Raw genomic sequence first — 17,912 nt, forward strand, 5'->3', positions numbered from 1 at the left:
CCTCCTTTATGAAAGAAGAAGAGATGGACACAGGGGTCCATCCATCTTCACCGACTTTATTGTTCTTTAATCCATTTGCTTTTGATTTTGTCATATTCTCCGCTGTCCTGAATTTCCTTAATAAAGTCATTTACATATTTAGTGAATTTGTCATCGCCTTTATTCAGGGCGATTCCATATGGCTCATCGGTAAATGGCTCACCTACCAGTATATAGTTGGGATCCTGGTCAGCCATGCCGTACAGGATAGAGTTGTCGGTGGTCAATGCATCACCTTTGCCGGCTTTCAGAGCGGTGAATGCTTCCGCGTAGTTTTCAAATTCCAAAACCTGTGCTTCAGGAGCCTTGTCTTTAATGTTCTGAACAGAAGTGGAGCCTTTTACTGCAAGGACTTTTGTACCTTTTTTAATATCGTCGATGCCTTTGATCTTACTTCCTTTTTTCACCAGAAGGGACTGGCCGGCTTTAAAATAAACGTCAGAGAAATTCACTTCTTTTTTACGTTCAGGGGTGATGGTCATGGTAGCAATGATAGCATCGATATCTCCGTTTTTAAGCATTTGCACACGTGTTTTTGAGGTGACTTCCTTGAGCTCCAGTTTTTTCTCATCTCCAAAGATCTTTTTTGCAAGTGCTTTGGCGATATCAATATCAAAACCTTCCACTTTGCCGCTAGACGGATCTTTGTAGCCGAACAGGTTGGTATCATATTTGACCCCGACGACCAGTTTTCCACGTTTCTTTATTGCAGAAAGCGTATCCTTGGATTCTTTTCCTCCTGTTTTTTCTGAACTGCCGCATGCGGAAAGCATACTGATGATCAGTAAAAAAATAAGTGCAATCAGCCAGTTTTTCTTTGTTTTCAAATGGTTCAGCTCCTTTAATGGTTTAATACTCTGCTTAAAAATAAGCGGGCCCGGTCTTCCTTGGGATTGGAAAAGAAGGCAGCAGGCTCGCTGTCTTCAAGAATCCGTCCATGGTCCATAAATACGACACGGTTCGCTACTTCACGGGCAAAACCCATCTCATGCGTAACCACGACCATCGTCATGCCGTCTTTCGCAAGTGTTTTCATCACATCGAGTACCTCGCCGATCATTTCGGGATCAAGAGCAGAGGTTGGTTCATCAAAAAGCATGATATGAGGTTTTAAGGCAAGACCTCTGGCAATGGCCACGCGTTGCTGCTGCCCCCCGGAAAGCTGGGACGGGTAGGAATCTGCCTTGTCCGGAATTCCCACTTTATTCAAATAGAACATTGCAGTTTCATTTGCTTCTGCTGTGGAAATACCTAGGGCTTTTCTTGGAGCGAGGGTAATGTTTTCAAGCACAGTCATATGAGGATACAAATTAAAATGCTGAAAGACCATGCCGATTTCTTTACGAAGGTCGTTAATGTTTGTATCTTTGCTTTTTAACAATTTTTTGTTAACAATGAGTTCACCGTCCGTAATGGTCTCAAGACGGTTGATGCAGCGAAGCAGGGTGCTTTTCCCGGACCCCGACGGGCCAACGACAACAACAACTTCTCCTTCTTTAATCTCCAGGTTAATATCAGTGAGAACCTGAAAATCGCCGAAATGTTTATTCACATGCTTAAATGAAATCAATCCAATCCCCCTTTTTATGTATTAAAACTCAGGTAGTTGTATTCCTGAAGTTTTTCTAAGGTTTTTATTTCAAGAATCTTTTGAAAATATTTCGACCATCTGTTACAAAATTCCTTTTTTTTCTTCTTATTATTTTTGGAAGGGATTTTACATAGGAAGAAAAAGGGGGAAAGAAGCACAAAAAAACTGGTCCCCTTTTCGGGAACCAGTGCTGAGCGATTAAACTGCCTTTATTTCAACGTCGATATTTCCGCGTGTTGCCTTGGAATATGGACAAACCTGATGGGCTTCATCGGCAAGCTTTTGTACATTGGCCTGTTCCTGCCCTGGTATGGCTACCTCTAGAACAACCGCCAGTTTGAATCCGCCATTCGGCTGGTCTTTGCCAATCGTTACATTTGCCGTTACCTTACTGTCGGAAACATCCACTTTCTGCTTTTGGGCGACCAGTTGAAGTGCACTTTGGTAACAAGCCGCATAGCCGCAGGCGAAAAGCTGTTCTGGATTGGTGCCTTCTCCTCCTGAGCCCTGCAGCTCTTTTGGCATGCTGAGTTTAAGATCGAGTTTGCCGTCCTCGCTGGAAACATTTCCTTCACGTCCGCCCTGTGCTGTTGCTCTGGCTGTATATAAACCTTGATCCATGCTTCATCACTCCTTGTATTCGGTGGCAGCAAACTGCCCCATTTTGTTCTACACACCTAAACATTATCTTTTTTCTATCTTTTTAAACCTCTAATTTGAAACCCAGCCTGGCAGCAGTGGAGTTTATGAATTCATAATTTGGGAAAATATGAACTAAACAACTGTTGGAGGGTAAGGCATGGAAATCAATGAACATATACGCAGCTTAATGGAAAATCCCGAAAAAGAATTTGAGTTTCTACAGGAAACCAACCTGCCTGGAGCAAAAAACGATCTTGTGCGAATCCGGTATGTCCCACAGGGAGACAATGGCTTTTTTCAGGCCACCTTTTATGATGATGAGAGAGAAATTGTGGGATCAAGGGTTTTTGACGAAGTGGAAGATGTGATTGTCTTTATCGAGAAAAATAAAATCTGACTTGTAAGACTCTTGGTTCAAGCCCACCAAAACAAATTTAAGCGGCTCCCCAGCAGGGTGAGCCGCTTAAAATAATTGATTGTAGCATACAGGTTTAAATGGCTGTCACTAACGGGAATTACATCAAAAAGAAGTCAAGAAGGGAGCCTTTGCGATGGATGAAAGGAAATTAACATTCTATGTTAACCCGAAAGGTGACATAAACACTGTTCCTGCCGATGAAAGCATACATCTTTTTGAGGTCCATGCAAATGAAGGGGAAATCGAACAGCTGCGCGGTCTCTTTCAAAAACTGCATGAACACAACAAGAAGGAAGGCAAAGATCTATTTTCATCGAGTACGCATTTTAATGAATATTACGGCGATCTCGACCGAAGAGAAGATAATGAACTCATGTTTGAAATTTACCGCCAGATCTATATGCTTGGTACGGAAAAGACGAAGGCAGAAGTGGAAGAAATGGGAGTTATTCCAAAGTTGAATGAATTACGCTAGACGTTCATCGAAATAGGGATGAACGTTTTTTATACAAAATTTACTATTTATTTTGTGAGATACCCCTTATAATATAAGAATGATTCGAAGACTATGAGAAAATATCTTTTTACGTGTTTACAGCAGTTTTTCATGGGGTATTTCATACATTTATTCATCACTAACACAAAGTGGGGTAAGGGAAGAGTAATATGAAAACGGTTAAACAAGAAGATATTCAACAATGGGTCGAAAACCATCTTGAGGATTATAAAAATTTTACTCCTTATTTATTTACACAAGAGTATATTCATTTTTTTTGTGAATCCAGACAAAATGAAAAAGAGTTTGAAATAAAGTATGATAAGAGCGGCCAGAAACTCTATATGCGTTATCTGGAACCATCTGAAATTGAAGACGACTGGGTATGTGTCGGAAATGTATGCATATAAAATAAAGGGGTCAACAACATGAAAATCAATGGCATTCAAAGGGTGGAACAGCCGTACAAAACCACCGAAGTAATGAAACCTCAAAAAGTTTCAAAGCCATCTTTACAAGATTCCGTGGAAATCTCCCGGGAAGGGCTGCTATTAAATCAAACAACGGCCGGAATGCCAAGTGAACGGCTGGCAAAGATAGAGGAACTTAAACAAAAAATAAAGGCGGGGGAGTATCAAATCGAGCCGGAGAAAATTGCAGCCAAGATTGCTTCCTATTATCAGAAATAAACCCAAATCAATACCGAAAAACAGATTGGCAGAGAGCTAGTCTGTTTTTTTTTCTTTCTCCTCTCCCTTTTGTTTTAAAACCAGGAACGCTTTTCTGATCACAGGGGGCAGGGGAAGGTTTGTCCGGCCCGCATTTTCGATGATGGACAGCAATTCATTGGATAAATAAAAAAATATGGTGGCATCACGAATGTAATGACCGCCCAAAAGAGTATCGAGTGAGTGGGCAACAGCTACAATGCAAAAAATAGCGATTTTCTTTAAAATTCCTTTGAAGCCAACCGAACTGGAAAGTTTTCCTTCATAGGCAGAAGCAATAATACCTGTCAGATAATCAAGTATAGCTAAAATTACAAGAGCATTGATCAATGGTGACATCGGACCAAAAAAATAACCTGCATAGGCGCCTGCCAGTGCAGAGCAGGATTTAAACAGCATTTGAACTCTACTCATGTAGATATCCACCTCATAGTTTTCAAAATAAAAATCTAGTATTGACTATTAGAATATGATAGAACGTAATAATTGGTTCCTTTACTGAAAGGTTGTGGCTAATAGCAACCATTTTTTTCGTTTATCTAACTAAATTAGAGGGAAGGTAAAGCTTATTGAAATGTAAATATAATATTTAAAAAATTTAAAAATTAAAGAAAAGACACGCACATTTCTGTTACAATGAAGAAAATCTTTAAATGAGAAAATCTTTATAGGAGGTTTTAATGTGAACAAAATTACCCTTGGTCTCCCTCCACATTGTCACAAAGTTTCTTTTGACGGAAAGGTTTTTAAAATTAAAGGATTTAACAATGAAAAAATGGTCGTTCCGGTGTCAGGTACGGAAAGTGCAGAAGTGAGACAGGTCAATGAGGAAACCGGAATGTTAAATATAGTGGGAAAAGACAGGATATTAATCTCGATGGAGATGCCATTACGCTTTTGCGAAATCGGCAAAGGCTGGCTCCTTGATAAATTGCCCAAACGCAAAAAGAAAAAATAGGAAAAGGACACGTGAGTCGTCTCTCCAGGTGACGACTCACGTGTCCTTTTAGTTTGGTTTGGTAATCACAGCTTTGATGATGTCCTTCTAAATTACAGGTCCCGGCCATACATATTAACGAAGAGGACGAGCGGAGCTGGAGGAGATCATGCAAAAACGAAAAAAACAGGTTATTCAAATCGGTGCTACCTATATCGGCACTATCGTAGGGGCAGGTTTCGCGACGGGAAGAGAGATCGTTGAATTCTTTACCATACATGGTTCTGCGGGCTTTGCCGGCATTTTGATCAGTGGTTTTTTATTTATCTTTCTTGGTACAAAAATCATGCTCCTTGCCAGAAAAATCGGAGCGGAAACGTATGAGTCGCTAAACTCGTACCTTTTTGGAGACAAATTTGCCGCCAGTATTAATTTGCTTATGTTCGTGATGCTGTTTGGTGTAACAGCTGTCATGCTGTCTGGTACTGGAGCATTATTCACTGAACAGCTTCATTTGCCGTTTCATGCCGGTATACTGCTCACCGTTTTATTGTGTTTTATTGTTATGCAACAAGGGATGGAAGGTATTTTATGGACAAATTCCGTCATTGTGCCCATTATGATTCTTTTTTCCATTATTATATCGGTGTCCATGCTTTTTTCTCCGATTGAGGCACCTCTGATCCGGACAGAGGATTTTACCGGGAGTTGGAGATGGATGTTCAGCCCGTTTACTTATGCTGCGTTTAATTTAACACTGGCACAAGCGGTTCTCGTGCCGCTTAGCAGAGAGGCGGAGGATGAATCAATCATCCGGTGGGGTGGTTTTTTAGGAGGGCTTGGATTGACCTTCATCTTGTTAAACAGCCATTTTGCCCTTTATCTGGTGCCTCAATCGGTTCACTATGAAATCCCTGTTGCCGAGATCATAAGCCGGCTCGGAATCTTCGTGCATTTGTTGTTTTTGCTCGTCGTATATGGTGAAATCTTCACCACGCTGATTGGAAACCTGTTCGGCCTTGTCGCTCCTTTGAAAAAATCATTCAAGCTTTCATCCAATCTCATTTTGCTGTTGTTAATGAGCGGGGGGTACCTGATCAGTTTGTTTGGCTATTCTTCACTTCTTCATTATCTTTATCCGTTGTTTGGATGGGTTGGGCTCGCTTATTTGCTGGTGATCACACTGAAAAAGGATTTTAAATAAAAAGATTTTTTAGAATAGAATTACTATTTTTGGTTATAGTGACAGGACTTACACGCTGTGATAAAGTTTTTATAAATAGAAAGTCCTTCTAGAGAAGACAAAAATAGTTTGGGAGTGGACAGCAGCGTGAATACAGAAGCAGATCTTAAAAAAGATATCGGCCTATCCGTGGCGATGTCTATTGTTATTGGTACGGTAATCGGTTCCGGGATTTTCATGAAACCTGGAAAAGTCATTGAATATGCAGGTGGATCGAACATGGCGCTCCTGGCCTGGCTGCTCGGAGGCCTGATCACTCTGGCAGGAGGACTGACCATTGCTGAAGTGGCGACCCAGATTCCGAAAACTGGTGGACTATATGTTTATTTGGAAGAGGTTTACGGTAAAGTTTGGGGCTATCTGAGCGGCTGGATGCAAACAGTGATCTACGGTCCTGCCATCATTGGAGGCCTCGGTCTTTATTTTGGTTCATTGCTTGCTCATTTGTTTGGCTGGAATGATAAAACGGGACCATGGATTGGTATTTTTACGGTTGTTTTCCTTGCTGTGATCAACAGCTTTGGCACGAAATATGGGGGTATTGTTCAAAATATCGCAACTGTGGGAAAGTTGCTCCCGATTGTATTAATTGTTGTGTTTGGTCTCTGGAAGGGAAATGAACAGGTTTTGAATGCAGGAAGCGGCTTTACAGGAGAAATCAGCATGGGAGCGGCCATTCTGGCAACATTGTTTGCTTATGATGGCTGGCTGATGGTCGGGTTTGTGGCTGGGGAAATGAAAAATCCTGCTAAAATACTACCTAAAGCGATCATTGGCGGGATTCTTTTTGTAACAGTGGCTTATTTGCTGGTAAATGTGGCCATGCTTCATGTACTACCAGCAAGCCGTATTGTTGAATTGGGAGAGAATTCAGCCGGAACTGCCGCTTCCCTATTGTTCGGTGAGATGGGCGGAAAATTGATTGCTGTGGGTATTGCTGTTTCCATTTTCGGTTGTTTGAACGGAAAGATCTTAACGTTTCCGCGTGTAACCTACGCAATGGCACTTCGAAAGCAGCTGCCGGCATCCCGCCTCTTTGCTTCTGTTTCTGAAAAATTTGGAACACCGATTCCGGCAACCGGGCTTCAGGTGGTATTAGCTGTTGGCCTCATGCTGGTATCGAATCCGGATTACCTGTCCGCCATGGCGATATTTGCCATTTATATTTTTTATATATTTGCGTTTTATGCTTTGTTTGTTTTGAGAAAACGAAACGAAGGGAAGAAAAGATCATACAGTGTACCTCTGTTTCCAATCGTTCCGGGGTTTGCCATCATCGGCGCCAGTTATATTGTAATAGCTACGATAATTGATAATCCTGCTGACAGCCTAACGGCAATTGCTGTTACACTCGCAGGATTGCCCTTGTATTGGTATCTTAACAAAAGAAACCAGGCAGAACACAAATCGCAATTGCAAAAGAGAGCTTAATAATTTCTTATCCAAAGGGGCTGTCCAATAAGTCCCTAAAATGAAAGCAGGACGGAAAAACGATAAGTTTTTCCGTCCTGCTTTTTTTGGTTGTTCTTTTTTCCTGAAAGTAGTCAGGCGAATGCCTGCTACTTTCAGGAGGTTGTGGGCCAATGCCACGATTCCAAACTCTACATGTACCTTGTCCAGTCCCCGCAACGACCACCTGCGGAACGACCGATTGCCCTTGATGTGGCCAAAGACGCTTTCCACTTCGACTTTACGTCGGGCATAGATCGCGGCTTTTTCCTCACATTCAAGGGCTGCTTTTGCTTTGGCCTTCATTTCTTCATAGATCGTGTTCCAATGCACCTGGCGGTTCCCTTTCGCTTTGGTGCACTTGGTTTTAAACGGGCAATCCGTACAATCTTCGCATTCATAAATCTTGAAACTTTGTTCCAGACCGGATCGGTTCTTTTTCTTCAGATATTTCTTAAACGGTACCCTTCTGCCATTGGGACAGATAAACCAATCATCGAGTTCCTCATATACCCAGTTCTTTGCGTTTTTGATCTCGTTTTTATAGCTTCGGGTTTGTTCCTTCAAATAGCTTCCATAGGGAATCAGAAAATCAAATCGCGGTTCTGTTTCTTCTCCGACCGCAAACAAATAGTTCTCTTCGCTGCCATAACCGGCATCCGCAATCACGGTTTTCGGCATCGGTAAAGAAGACGCGGCCAGTTTCTCAAAATGAGGAATGAAACACCGCGTATCTGTCGGGCGTTGATGAAGGGAATAAAACAAAACAAATTGGTTCTCGGTCGCCATCTGTACATTGTAGCCGGGTTTCAACTGGCCGTTCTTCATGTGGTCTTCTTTCATGCGCATAAAGGTGGCGTCGGTATCGGTTTTGGAGTAACTGTTCCGGTCTCCAAACCGTTCGTTCTGTTCCTTATATTTGGCTAAACGAGGCAAGAAATCGTGACGAATAAGCTTCAAGGGTTTTTTGTAGATACTGCGCTTCTTACGCATCTCTTTGCGTTTTTCGGTATTCGTTTCCTTCTCGATCGCATCCGTCAGGGACGTGACTTCTTCATCGAGAATCGTTGCGGCTTCTTCTAATGGAAGGGAGAGCTCATCGCTGGTTTCATCCCCTTCTGGCAACGCTTCTAATTCAGTGAGGCGGTTGATGTGGTGCAGTGTTTCTTGAATTTTCTCTTTCAACTTCGCTTCATGTTTCACGGTGGATTTTTTCCACACGAAAGAATACTTATTGGCATCGGCTTCGATCTTTGTACCATCCAAAAAGTAGTGATCCATCGTAATATACTCGTCCTGGATGAGTTGCCTGATCATGGTTTCAAACAGTTCATCCATCAAGGCTTTCATCCGTTGGCCGCGAAAGTCGTTCAACGTTCGGAAATCGGGCTTCTGCATGGCTGCGAGCCACATGGCCGGAAGATTTTCCTGAAGCAGCTTTTCAATTCCGCGACACGAATAGACCTTCTGTGAATACCCATAGAGGAGGACTTTCACCATCATTTTTGGGTGATATGAGCTCCGTCCACCGCCGGAGTAATAAGAAAATAGCCGGTCATCAGGAATGCCCTCCACCATCTCATCAATTACACGTGCCACATGGTGGGCTGGAATCCATTCCTGCAGATCAAAGATCATTTGAACTTGTTGGTTATCGTACGGTTTGAAGGTGGGAGCTAATTTTCGTTTAGTAGAAGAACTTTCTTGGATTCCCCCTAGAGGAAGGCTCGTTTGCGTGGTATAATTTTCAGTAGTAATCGTAAGATTGCGCATAAAAAATCGTCCTTTCTTTTCGTGAAAATGTTGGTGTGGTAACTTTCATTTTACTAAAGAGGACGATTTTTTTGTGTACTTTTTATAGTATTTTAAAAAAAGGCTGCCAGAAAGTCAGTTTACACTGACTTTCTGGACAGCCCCGTTTTCAATTGGAATAAAATAAAACCTCTCTACAGAAAATAGTAAGTAAGATGAAACGGAATGGAGGTGGATGGATGAAAATGAAAAGGCGATTGAAAAGACGGCCGACCGCGGGTTCTGAAACGAAATCTTATGAAAATATTGAAGTGTCGCAAGTTGTTAAAGAGAATCTGGAACACCTGAAGAATATCCTTGGTGAAAGTATGGACGTAAAGATTTTGTTCTTTGATGATCGTCCCATCCCCTTTGTTGTCTGCTTTATTGAAGGACTCGTAAACAAGCAGCAGATTGACTTATCTATTCTCCAGCCCATTCATGACTGGCAGGACGGTGAAGAGGATGTATTTCCCGAGAAACTGATTGGCCAAATTGAAGTTTCATCTGTTGTCAGCAAACATCAGTTGTTCGGTCATATCATCACCCCGATTCTGAAAGGACAAGCGGCTGTCTTCGTGGACGGCATTAACGAAGCTTATACAATCCCGCTTGAATTTTTCCCGACGAGAGGCATTGACGAACCTGAATCCCAGACCACGGTCAGGGGACCGCGTGAAGGGTTTATTGAAACGTTACAAATCAATACTACCCTTTTAAGACGAAGAATTTCCAATCCACAGCTTCGCTTTAAATCGCTTCAAGTGGGAAATGTGACAAAGACTTCGGTTTTGGTAGCCTATGTGAAGAATAAAGCGGATCAGCAAGTGCTAAACGAAGTGATGAACCGGCTTCACAATCTGGATATGGATAAAGTGTTTGAGGGTGGCATGATCGAAGAAATGATTGATGAAAACGGATATACACCGTTCCCGACGTTTCAATCGACAGAACGCCCCGATGTTGCAGCAGCAGCGTTGGCGGAGGGTAAAATTGTTATCTTAATGGAAGGGACACCCTTTGTCCTGATTACACCCGTTACTTTTATTTCATTCTTTCAGGCGGCTGAGGATTACTACAGTCACTATGACCTGTCCATATTGGTGAGATTGATCCGGCTTTTATCGTTTGGTACTTCCATTTCACTTCCCGGTATATTTATTGCCGTTACGAGCTTTCATCATGAGTTGATCCCGGCAAACCTCCTGATCAGCCTGGCTGCCCAGCGTGAAGGTGTTCCATTTCCAGCGTTTGTGGAAGCCCTCATCATGGAAGTGATTTTTGAAATTTTGAGAGAAGCAGGAATCCGGATGCCGCGTCCTATCGGTTCGGCGGTTTCCATTGTTGGAGCGATTGTTATCGGGGAATCTGCCGTGGCAGCAGGATTGGTGTCACCGGCTATTGTTATTGTGGTGTCATTAACAGCGATTTCGAGCTTTGTTTCACCTTACTACGCCTTCAGTGGTGCAGCGAGACTTTTACGCTTTCTGCTTATGGTGCTCGCCGCTACGGTTGGGATGTACGGCATCACTATGTTTATGCTTGCTCTGTTCATTCATTTGTGTTCGCTGACCTCTATGGGCAGGCCTTATTTTACGTCATTGGCTCCTTTCACCGATGAACAGGATGATACGATGCTGCGTCTTCCATTTTGGTGGAAGAACACAAAATTTTATAAAAAATGGAACGCTGACCGATGAAAAAAAATAAACCATTGATGCTTATTATGTTATTTTTGCTTGTATTAGCCGGCTGTAACGGGAGAAGGGAATTGAATGAACTCCTGATTGTGTCTTCACTCGGGATTGACTTGTCGAAAAACGGAAAGACCGAAGTTCATCTTCAAGTTTCTAATCCTGGTGGAATGGCAGGAAACCAGGGGGAAGCACCTTCAGTGGGATCGGGAGGGGCGGTGTACACCTACAGCATAAAGGGTGCGACCGTTTATGAAGCCATTCAAAATGCTGGCCGGATTGTTCCGCGTTATTTAATGTTTTCACACATTAATAGTCTCGTTATCGGTGAGGAATATGCACGAAAAAAAGGAATCCGTCCCATTTTTGACTTCGTGGAGCGAAACCATGAGTTCCGGGAGACAGTGCCGATGTTTGTTGCCAAAGATTCTACAGCAAAAGAAATACTGACTTTGTATACTCCGATCTTTAAAAATCCGGGAGAATCCCTGAAAAACCGGCTCGATTTATCTGCGCTTTCAACAGGTTTATCTGAAGGTGTTCAGGAAAAGGAAGTGGTCAGATGGGAGTTTGGTGAACGCCGTGATCCTGCCATTCCGGGAATTAAGGTTCTTCAGAAATCCGCAAAGGCCGCTGAAACTTCAAATTTGGATGAAATTAAGGCAAATAATAAAACCTTTATCATCACAGGAACGGCCATTTTTAAGAAAGATAAATTGACCGACTGGCTTAATGAGGAACAATCGAAGGGCTGGGCGATGATTACGGGAAAAACGAAGGAGCTATCAATTATTACAAAAACGTGCGGAAAGAAAAAGGGCCACTTGGGCTTTGTCGCAAAGGAAATCAAAACAAAGGTGAAACCTGTGTTAAAGGGTGATCACGTCACATTTAATATACAAGTTAAAGGGAAGGGGTATCTTCAGGAAGTCACCTGCAATATGAATGTTGCGGATCCGATGGAGTTAAAAAAAATGGAGCGCTTCATCGGAAAAGTGGTGGAAGAAGAGCTTTCACAGGCAGTCCGGAAAGCACAATTAAAAAAGGCAGATATATTTGGTTTTGGGCGCTTTCTTCAGGAAGAAAATCCCGATATTTGGAAAAAGAAAAAAGATCAATGGAAACAGGAATTTGCACAGGTAAAGGTCCACACCTCTGCAAAAATAACATTGGTAACGACAGGTGCGAGAATTGAAACAGTCAACCAGCAAAAAAAATAACCGGAAATATCATATTGTACTTACCCTTTTTTGGCTGATATCGCTGTTATATACGTTCAGCTATTTAACTGATCACGACTTCGCTCATTTTACGACGTGGGTTGGTAAAATCTATGTACCGATTTATGAAATGTGGTTTGGAGGCTAACGATGAGCCATAAATTGAATCAGTGGCAGATGCTACTGCTGACCATCAGCTTTTTGGTAGGAAGCTCTCTGCTTTTGGCCCCCAACTTAACATCCTTTTATTCCAAACAGGATGCCTGGCTGTCCATGATTATTGCTCTGGCTGCGGGGCTTATCCTTAACTGGCTTTGGATCTATTTGCTGTCGAAGTATCAGTATCAATCCATTTTTGTCATTGCTGAAAAAGCCGTCGGAAAATGGATAGGCGGACTGATCTCCCTTTTGGTTGTCTTTTATGCTCTGCATCTTTGTTCCTATGTGGTTCGTAATGTCAGCAATTTTATGATCTCAAGTGTGCTGCCGGACACCAATGCATGGACGTTTCAAATGATGCTGATTATCGTGTCCCTTTATTCCTGTTATTACGGGCTGAATAATATAGCCAGGGTTAATGAGTTTCTGAACCCGATCATGGGCGTGCTTTTCCTTGTGTCCCTTTTACTGACTCTCAACCGGTTTGAATTGCATAATTTAAAGCCTTTTTTGGAGCAACCACCTAGGAGTATCCTTCAGGGAGCTTATACAACAACGGGATTTCCTTTTATTGAGGTCATCCTGCTGGGGACCGTGTTTACATATGTATCAAAAAAGAAAAATCTTATGAGAACGTATTTAATGGCTATCGCGATTTCAGGCTTAATTCTTTTGATAACGATCATTATCGTAATCGGTGTTGATGGTTATTATCTGGTGAGCCGTAATACGTTTCCTACGTTCGAACTCATGCGCGCCATTAATATAGTTAAGCTGCTCGAGAGAATTGAAGTGTTGATTGGAGCCGTCTGGATTGTCGGGATTTTTGTAAAAATTGTTGTATGTTTTTATGCAGGCATGATGGGATTGCAGCATATGTCCAAACATCACCGCTACAGAACGTTTTTGTTGCCTGCAGGATTGTGGGTCTGGGCGATGGCCAATCATGTACATTCAAACACGATGGAGTTCACCGATTTTGTGGCCAAAAACTGGACGCTTTGGTGGTTTACTCTCTATCTTATCCTGATTGTCGTTATGTTAATTGGAATTATCCGAAAGAAACACAAACCAACAGAAAGTTAAAAAAAACCTGCCATTGGCAGGTTTTTTATTGAATGGTACTTTTAAGCTGACGGTATTTGGCAGAAAGACTGGACGCTGAAACATCGTATAAAGCAGCTGTTTCCGCCTGTGATGTTCCTTGTTCTAGGTGGTGTTTGCTGACATAATAGTGCAGTGCTCCAGCGAAAAGCTGTTCTTTTCGAACGGTCAGCTTTTGGCTGTTGTTCCATTGATCCCAAAGGGGAATGGCCTTTTCATAAATTTCGGAAGAAGCTGTATTTTTCAGTAGAGCTAAAACCGAATCATTGACCGGAACAGCAGACTTGTTGGACAAAAGAATGTGAAGAACATTTGGAAAATCGTCCTTCATTGTTAATTGTTCAGACTGAATGGTTTGCAGTTTCTTTGATAGATCGGAAGCGGAAACCGGAATTTTTGCATAATCAATGTAAAATTCTTGATGTTCCCCTGTAGCGATCAGCGAACCTGCAACAAGTAATTCCACTTCAGGAAGGGATTCTGAATGGATTTCAACCGTATGTTCCTGATGAGTGAAATAATCTCTCAGCTTATAAACGTTCCGGTTTAGCTGTTCCTGAACGGTATACAGTGAAGGGGTGGTGTTCTTCCATTCTTTCACTACTTCGTAGACCTGACGCTCTTCTTTTTCTTTTTGTTCCATAAGGTACAGTTCTACGGGTGTTTTACCGTCCTGAGCCGCCGAATGAAAAATGAGCCAGCATACCATCAAGTTTGCGTATGTTTCCACCTGCTCATTATCAACATTAAATTGTTGGATAAAATTCCGTGTTTTTTTTCCCATGTCTTCATGAAAGTTGTCAAAAGCAAACTTTGCCAGCCCTTCCAGGTGACGGCTGATTTCAACCATTTGTTTCATCTTTGTTGTTGTCAGCGACCGTTGACAGCAATGTTTATATTTTTTCCCGCTTCCGCAAGGACAAGGATCGTTTCGTCTTACTTTACTCATGTTACCCTCCGTACATACTGCTCATGTTGTAAATAATCACCTTGTAAATACTAGCATAAACGCATGATAATGCAACTTTTTGCACTGCCGCACAACTGGGAGAGGGCAAAAAAAAAAGAAATCAAACCAAAAAGGTTTGATTTCTTACCCCAGGAAGCGAAGGTATTCGTCGGTCAATTCCATAAACCTGGCTTCGTCTCGTTTCTCAAGGGCTTCATCTATTTGTTCTTTATAACGTTTCATTTGAAAGGCGTGCAAGGACTCATCAAGGATCATCTGAGCAACCATATTAAAAGCGAACGGGTCATTTTTCTTCTGAAGTTTGTATTTCACAAGATCGTTCATATCTTTATTATACGACGTATTATCTTTCATGCTCTATTCCTCCTTGAATATTTTTGCAAAAGCTTGTGTAATTATAGCTAATGCTTTAGTGGGTTTTTACTAGTATACTTATCCCAAGAGATAATAGCAACAATTTTATTCTGAAAATTTAGATTTGTTATTTTTGATTTTCCAGATTTAAATCAGCCAGCACCTCATCTACGGAATGGAAAGTTTTACTTTCCAGTTGCTCACCGCCTTCCATGTCAAAAACTCGCAATTCATAAACTTCTTTTGTCGGGATATATTTGACTTCGACTGGATTGGTGTAATTTCTTGAGAAGGTTTCTTCTGACTGAGCATGACTGTATACATCTTCCGGGTTGTTTTTTAAATTTTGCAGTTTCTCTTTTATATTCATAATTTCTCTCCCTCCAGAGTTTCTATCGGGTGTTGTATAAAATATGCCCGTAACGCGCTCTTTTTAAACGCCGTTCACTAACTTTTCGACATATTCCATATTTCCGATTTGACGCCTTTATTGATGTCCGATACGATAGAGTGTAAATAATATTTATAGCAACAACCACTAGGGGAGCTTGTGAAAGCTGAGAAAAGTGAACTTTGACCCTTTGAACCTGATACGGATCATACCGTCGTAGGGAAGTGGCTTAAACGGACGACCAGCTAAATGATGATGTTTAAGCCGCCTTCTTTTTGAGGGCGGCTTTTTACATGAAGTCAAGAAAAAGAAGGAGTTTTCTATAATGTCCAACACACCAAAAGCTTTAACCATAGCAGGATCGGATTCCGGGGGAGGTGCCGGCATACAGGCCGACCTGAAAACCTTTCAAGAATTAGGCGCTTATGGCATGTCGGTCATTACGGCCGTCACCGCCCAAAATACTACAGGTGTCCAAAATATTCATGCCATACCGGTTGAAATGGTGGTAGACCAACTGAAAAGTATTGCAGATGATCTGCGGCCAGACGCGTTGAAGACAGGCATGCTTTTCAGTGCCGAAATTATTGAGGCGGTATCCTCACTTATTCAGGAATATAAATGGACCAATGTGGTGGTTGATCCGGTGATGATCGCGAAGGGAGGGTCAGAACTGCTTAAGAAGGATGCAATAGAAGCTCTAAAGAAACACCTTCTTCCCCTCGCAGAAATACTGACTCCAAACATTCCAGAAGCCGAGCAACTGACCGGAAGAAAGATTGAGGACAAACAGGGCAGAGAAGACGCAGCCAAGTTTCTGCATGGTTTGGGAGCAAAGAAAATCGTCATCAAGGGCGGTCACCTTCCCCATGAAAATGAACCAGTGGATCTGTATTATGATGGGGAACAATTGATTGAATTTGAAGGGAAACGCATTGAAACATCACAAACCCATGGAACAGGCTGTACATTTGCTGCTGCAATAACAGCCGAACTTGCTGTTGGAAAATCTCCGATTGAAGCCGTTGAAACCGCCAAAGCCTTTATACAGGAAGCCATCAGCGTACCCCTTCATCTTGGAAGCGGCCATGGACCGACCAACCACTGGGCATACAGGAGGAAATACCAATGACAAAATTACCAAATCTTATAAAAGATATTCGCTTGAAAAAACCTTTGATTCATCATATGACCAATCAGGTAACGATGAATTTTCTGGCCAATGGAATTCTCGCTGCCGGAGGAAGCCCCATGATGGCCCATCATTATGAAGAAGCAGCAGAAGCAGTAATGGCAGCCGACGCCCTTATATTGAATATCGGAACGGTTGAACCGGATTTGGTGAAAGGAATGATTATCGCCGGAAAAAAAGCCAAAGCCAATGGAATTCCGGTTGTATTTGATCCGGTCGGTGCGGGATTATCATCGTTAAGAAAAACGGCTGTTTTGGATATTATTGAGGAAGTTTCTCCAAATGTGATCTGCGGCAATGCGGCTGAAATCGCGTTCTTAAGCGGAGAAGAATGGAGCGGAAAAGGGGTAGACGGGGGTCTGGGAGAGGACAATTCGGAACTGGCCCGCTATGCGGCCAATCGGTTGAATTGCTTGGTCGCCATTACGGGTAAAGAGGATATCCTGAGTGATGGGACAGAAACTATGATCATAAGAGGGGGGCATGAAATGCTTTCCTATGTGACAGGGACGGGTTGCTTATCCACCTCTCTGATCGGGTTGTTCCTTGCTAAATCCGTAACGGCTGATTTGACTCCATTCGACCGGGTGGCCGGATCGCTTACTTACCTGGGCATTTGTGCAGAGCGGGCGGTTTCCGGCGCGCGCGGGCCAGGAAGTTTTCAAACGGCTGTTTTGGATGAGCTATATCTTCTGCGTGATGAAGAGCTTGATGAGACTGGCAGATGGGAAACTGTGGATGGAGGGAACAGCCGATGAGCAAGACCGCGCTGAAAGAAAGAATGAAGGTATATTTTATTATGGGAAGCACCAATTGTCCATCACATGCCGAAGAAGTTCTGGAGAAGGCGCTGATTGGTGGAGCAACAATTTTCCAATTCCGTGAAAAAGGGGAGGGTTGTCTGGAAGGAAACGACCGGATAGAACTTGCCATGGCCCTTCAACAAATATGCGGCCGATTTAACGTTCCATTTATCATTAACGATGATATTCATTTAATGAAGAAGTTGAATGCAGACGGACTGCATGTCGGACAGGAAGACGGAGATCTCGAGGAAATCCGTAAAGCCGTTCCGGGAAAACTATTGGGTGTTTCGGTCCACAGTCTGAATGAAGCGCGGCATGCGCTTGAAATTGGTGCCGATTACCTCGGAGTCGGTCCGGTTTATCCGACAGGAACAAAAATGGATACAAGGCCGGTGATGGGGTATTCGGTGATTCGTGAGCTGCGGGACAACGGAATAGATGCCCCTATCGTCGGAATTGGCGGTATCAATAAGGACAACGCATCAGGAGTCGTTCAGGCAGGCGCAGATGGGGTAGCTGTAATAACGGCCATCAGTAACCATCTAAAACCTTCGGAAGCTGCTGGGGAACTTCTAAAAGCGGTAGAGAATGCCAAACAGAATAACTCTTCAAACAAAATTATCAAATAGGAAGGGCACTGTTTTCATGCGTGTTCCGTACAATAAATGGACGATGCATGAAAGAGGTG

At 42.7% G+C, this 17,912-nt stretch carries 21 protein-coding genes and 1 riboswitch; of the genes, 13 read left to right on the forward strand and 8 right to left on the reverse strand.

The window, feature by feature from the left end; translation table 11 throughout:
* Positions 1-56 precede the first annotated feature (56 nt).
* The 3 genes from QNH15_RS08980 to QNH15_RS08990 all read right to left on the reverse strand — a co-directional run bounded on the left by QNH15_RS08980 (position 57) and on the right by QNH15_RS08990 (position 2,251).
* Positions 57-812 carry a glutamate ABC transporter substrate-binding protein gene (locus QNH15_RS08980; RefSeq protein ID WP_283895511.1) on the reverse strand — a complete coding sequence of 252 codons (756 nt, stop codon included), beginning with the start codon at positions 810-812 and terminating at the stop codon, positions 57-59.
* 68 nt (positions 813-880) lie between these two features.
* Positions 881-1,609 carry an amino acid ABC transporter ATP-binding protein gene (locus tag QNH15_RS08985; RefSeq protein ID WP_283894175.1) on the reverse strand — a complete coding sequence of 243 codons (729 nt, stop codon included), beginning with the start codon at positions 1,607-1,609 and terminating at the stop codon, positions 881-883.
* Between the two features lie 219 nt (positions 1,610-1,828).
* On the reverse strand, positions 1,829-2,251 hold the full coding sequence (locus tag QNH15_RS08990) for an organic hydroperoxide resistance protein (protein WP_283894177.1): 423 nt from the start codon (positions 2,249-2,251) through the stop codon (positions 1,829-1,831).
* A 178-nt stretch (positions 2,252-2,429) separates the two neighbouring features.
* On the opposite strand from QNH15_RS08990, the gene QNH15_RS08995 reads away from it, so the two are divergent.
* From QNH15_RS08995 to flgM, 4 genes are all read left to right on the forward strand, one after another.
* On the forward strand, positions 2,430-2,669 hold the full coding sequence (locus tag QNH15_RS08995) for a hypothetical protein (protein ID WP_283894178.1): 240 nt from the start codon (positions 2,430-2,432) through the stop codon (positions 2,667-2,669).
* A 154-nt stretch (positions 2,670-2,823) separates the two neighbouring features.
* A complete protein-coding gene (locus QNH15_RS09000; RefSeq protein WP_283894180.1) occupies positions 2,824-3,165 on the forward strand; it encodes a hypothetical protein in 342 nt (113 codons plus the stop codon).
* A gap of 191 nt (positions 3,166-3,356) precedes the next feature.
* Positions 3,357-3,596 carry a hypothetical protein gene (locus tag QNH15_RS09005; RefSeq protein ID WP_061968674.1) on the forward strand — a complete coding sequence of 80 codons (240 nt, stop codon included), beginning with the start codon at positions 3,357-3,359 and terminating at the stop codon, positions 3,594-3,596.
* Positions 3,597-3,614: 18 nt separating this feature from the next.
* A complete protein-coding gene (gene flgM / locus QNH15_RS09010) occupies positions 3,615-3,875 on the forward strand; it encodes a flagellar biosynthesis anti-sigma factor FlgM (RefSeq protein ID WP_283894184.1) in 261 nt (86 codons plus the stop codon).
* A 36-nt stretch (positions 3,876-3,911) separates the two neighbouring features.
* On the opposite strand, the gene QNH15_RS09015 is transcribed toward flgM, so the two are convergent.
* Positions 3,912-4,328: a phage holin family protein gene (locus QNH15_RS09015; protein ID WP_283894186.1), complete on the reverse strand. Its 417-nt coding sequence runs from the start codon at positions 4,326-4,328 to the stop codon at positions 3,912-3,914.
* A gap of 268 nt (positions 4,329-4,596) precedes the next feature.
* Between QNH15_RS09015 and QNH15_RS09020 the strand changes: the two genes are divergently transcribed.
* The 3 genes from QNH15_RS09020 (at position 4,597) to QNH15_RS09030 (ending at position 7,525) form a co-directional block, all read left to right on the forward strand.
* On the forward strand, positions 4,597-4,872 hold the full coding sequence (locus tag QNH15_RS09020) for a hypothetical protein (protein WP_061968683.1): 276 nt from the start codon (positions 4,597-4,599) through the stop codon (positions 4,870-4,872).
* A gap of 148 nt (positions 4,873-5,020) precedes the next feature.
* Positions 5,021-6,055 (forward strand): YkvI family membrane protein, encoded by a 1,035-nt coding sequence (locus QNH15_RS09025; RefSeq protein WP_283894188.1) that lies wholly within the window; start codon positions 5,021-5,023, stop codon positions 6,053-6,055.
* A 126-nt stretch (positions 6,056-6,181) separates the two neighbouring features.
* A complete protein-coding gene (locus tag QNH15_RS09030; RefSeq protein ID WP_283894190.1) occupies positions 6,182-7,525 on the forward strand; it encodes an APC family permease in 1,344 nt (447 codons plus the stop codon).
* Here the strand turns inward: QNH15_RS09030 and QNH15_RS09035 are convergent.
* A complete protein-coding gene (locus QNH15_RS09035; RefSeq protein WP_283894192.1) occupies positions 7,424-9,316 on the reverse strand; it encodes an IS1182 family transposase in 1,893 nt (630 codons plus the stop codon). The genes QNH15_RS09030 and QNH15_RS09035 overlap by 102 nt on opposite strands.
* A gap of 218 nt (positions 9,317-9,534) precedes the next feature.
* Between QNH15_RS09035 and QNH15_RS09040 the strand changes: the two genes are divergently transcribed.
* From QNH15_RS09040 to QNH15_RS09050, 3 genes are all read left to right on the forward strand, one after another.
* Positions 9,535-11,034, forward strand: coding sequence for a spore germination protein (locus tag QNH15_RS09040; RefSeq protein ID WP_283894193.1), 1,500 nt, complete (start codon positions 9,535-9,537; stop codon positions 11,032-11,034).
* Positions 11,031-12,248, forward strand: coding sequence for a Ger(x)C family spore germination protein (locus QNH15_RS09045; RefSeq protein ID WP_283894194.1), 1,218 nt, complete (start codon positions 11,031-11,033; stop codon positions 12,246-12,248). Before QNH15_RS09040 ends, QNH15_RS09045 begins: the two co-directional genes overlap by 4 nt.
* A 150-nt stretch (positions 12,249-12,398) precedes the next feature.
* Positions 12,399-13,493 carry a GerAB/ArcD/ProY family transporter gene (locus tag QNH15_RS09050; RefSeq protein ID WP_283894196.1) on the forward strand — a complete coding sequence of 365 codons (1,095 nt, stop codon included), beginning with the start codon at positions 12,399-12,401 and terminating at the stop codon, positions 13,491-13,493.
* Between the two features lie 25 nt (positions 13,494-13,518).
* Here QNH15_RS09050 and QNH15_RS09055 read toward each other — a convergent pair whose 3' ends face one another.
* The 3 genes from QNH15_RS09055 to QNH15_RS09065 form a co-directional block, all read right to left on the reverse strand.
* Positions 13,519-14,460, reverse strand: a complete 942-nt coding sequence (locus tag QNH15_RS09055) for a YecA family protein (RefSeq protein WP_283894198.1) — start codon at positions 14,458-14,460, stop codon at positions 13,519-13,521.
* Positions 14,461-14,604: 144 nt separating this feature from the next.
* Positions 14,605-14,835, reverse strand: a complete 231-nt coding sequence (locus QNH15_RS09060; RefSeq protein WP_283894200.1) for an IDEAL domain-containing protein — start codon at positions 14,833-14,835, stop codon at positions 14,605-14,607.
* Between the two features lie 127 nt (positions 14,836-14,962).
* Positions 14,963-15,205 (reverse strand): hypothetical protein, encoded by a 243-nt coding sequence (locus tag QNH15_RS09065; protein WP_283894202.1) that lies wholly within the window; start codon positions 15,203-15,205, stop codon positions 14,963-14,965.
* A gap of 160 nt (positions 15,206-15,365) precedes the next feature.
* Positions 15,366-15,466, forward strand: a riboswitch (TPP riboswitch).
* Positions 15,467-15,551: 85 nt separating this feature from the next.
* On the opposite strand from QNH15_RS09065, the gene thiD reads away from it, so the two are divergent.
* From thiD to thiE, 3 genes are read left to right on the forward strand one after another with little or no spacing between them, the layout of a single operon-like run.
* The gene (thiD, locus tag QNH15_RS09070) at positions 15,552-16,358 is read left to right on the forward strand and encodes a bifunctional hydroxymethylpyrimidine kinase/phosphomethylpyrimidine kinase (RefSeq protein ID WP_283894204.1); all 807 of its coding nucleotides are present in this window, start codon (positions 15,552-15,554) and stop codon (positions 16,356-16,358) included.
* Positions 16,355-17,176, forward strand: coding sequence for a hydroxyethylthiazole kinase (gene thiM, locus QNH15_RS09075; RefSeq protein ID WP_283894206.1), 822 nt, complete (start codon positions 16,355-16,357; stop codon positions 17,174-17,176). Before thiD ends, thiM begins: the two co-directional genes overlap by 4 nt.
* The gene (gene thiE, locus QNH15_RS09080) at positions 17,173-17,853 is read left to right on the forward strand and encodes a thiamine phosphate synthase (RefSeq protein WP_283894207.1); all 681 of its coding nucleotides are present in this window, start codon (positions 17,173-17,175) and stop codon (positions 17,851-17,853) included. Before thiM ends, thiE begins: the two co-directional genes overlap by 4 nt.
* The last annotated feature ends 59 nt before the right edge of the window (positions 17,854-17,912 follow it).

The organism is Fictibacillus enclensis (assembly GCF_030123385.1).
Lineage (GTDB): Bacteria > Bacillota > Bacilli > Bacillales > Fictibacillaceae > Fictibacillus_C > Fictibacillus_C enclensis.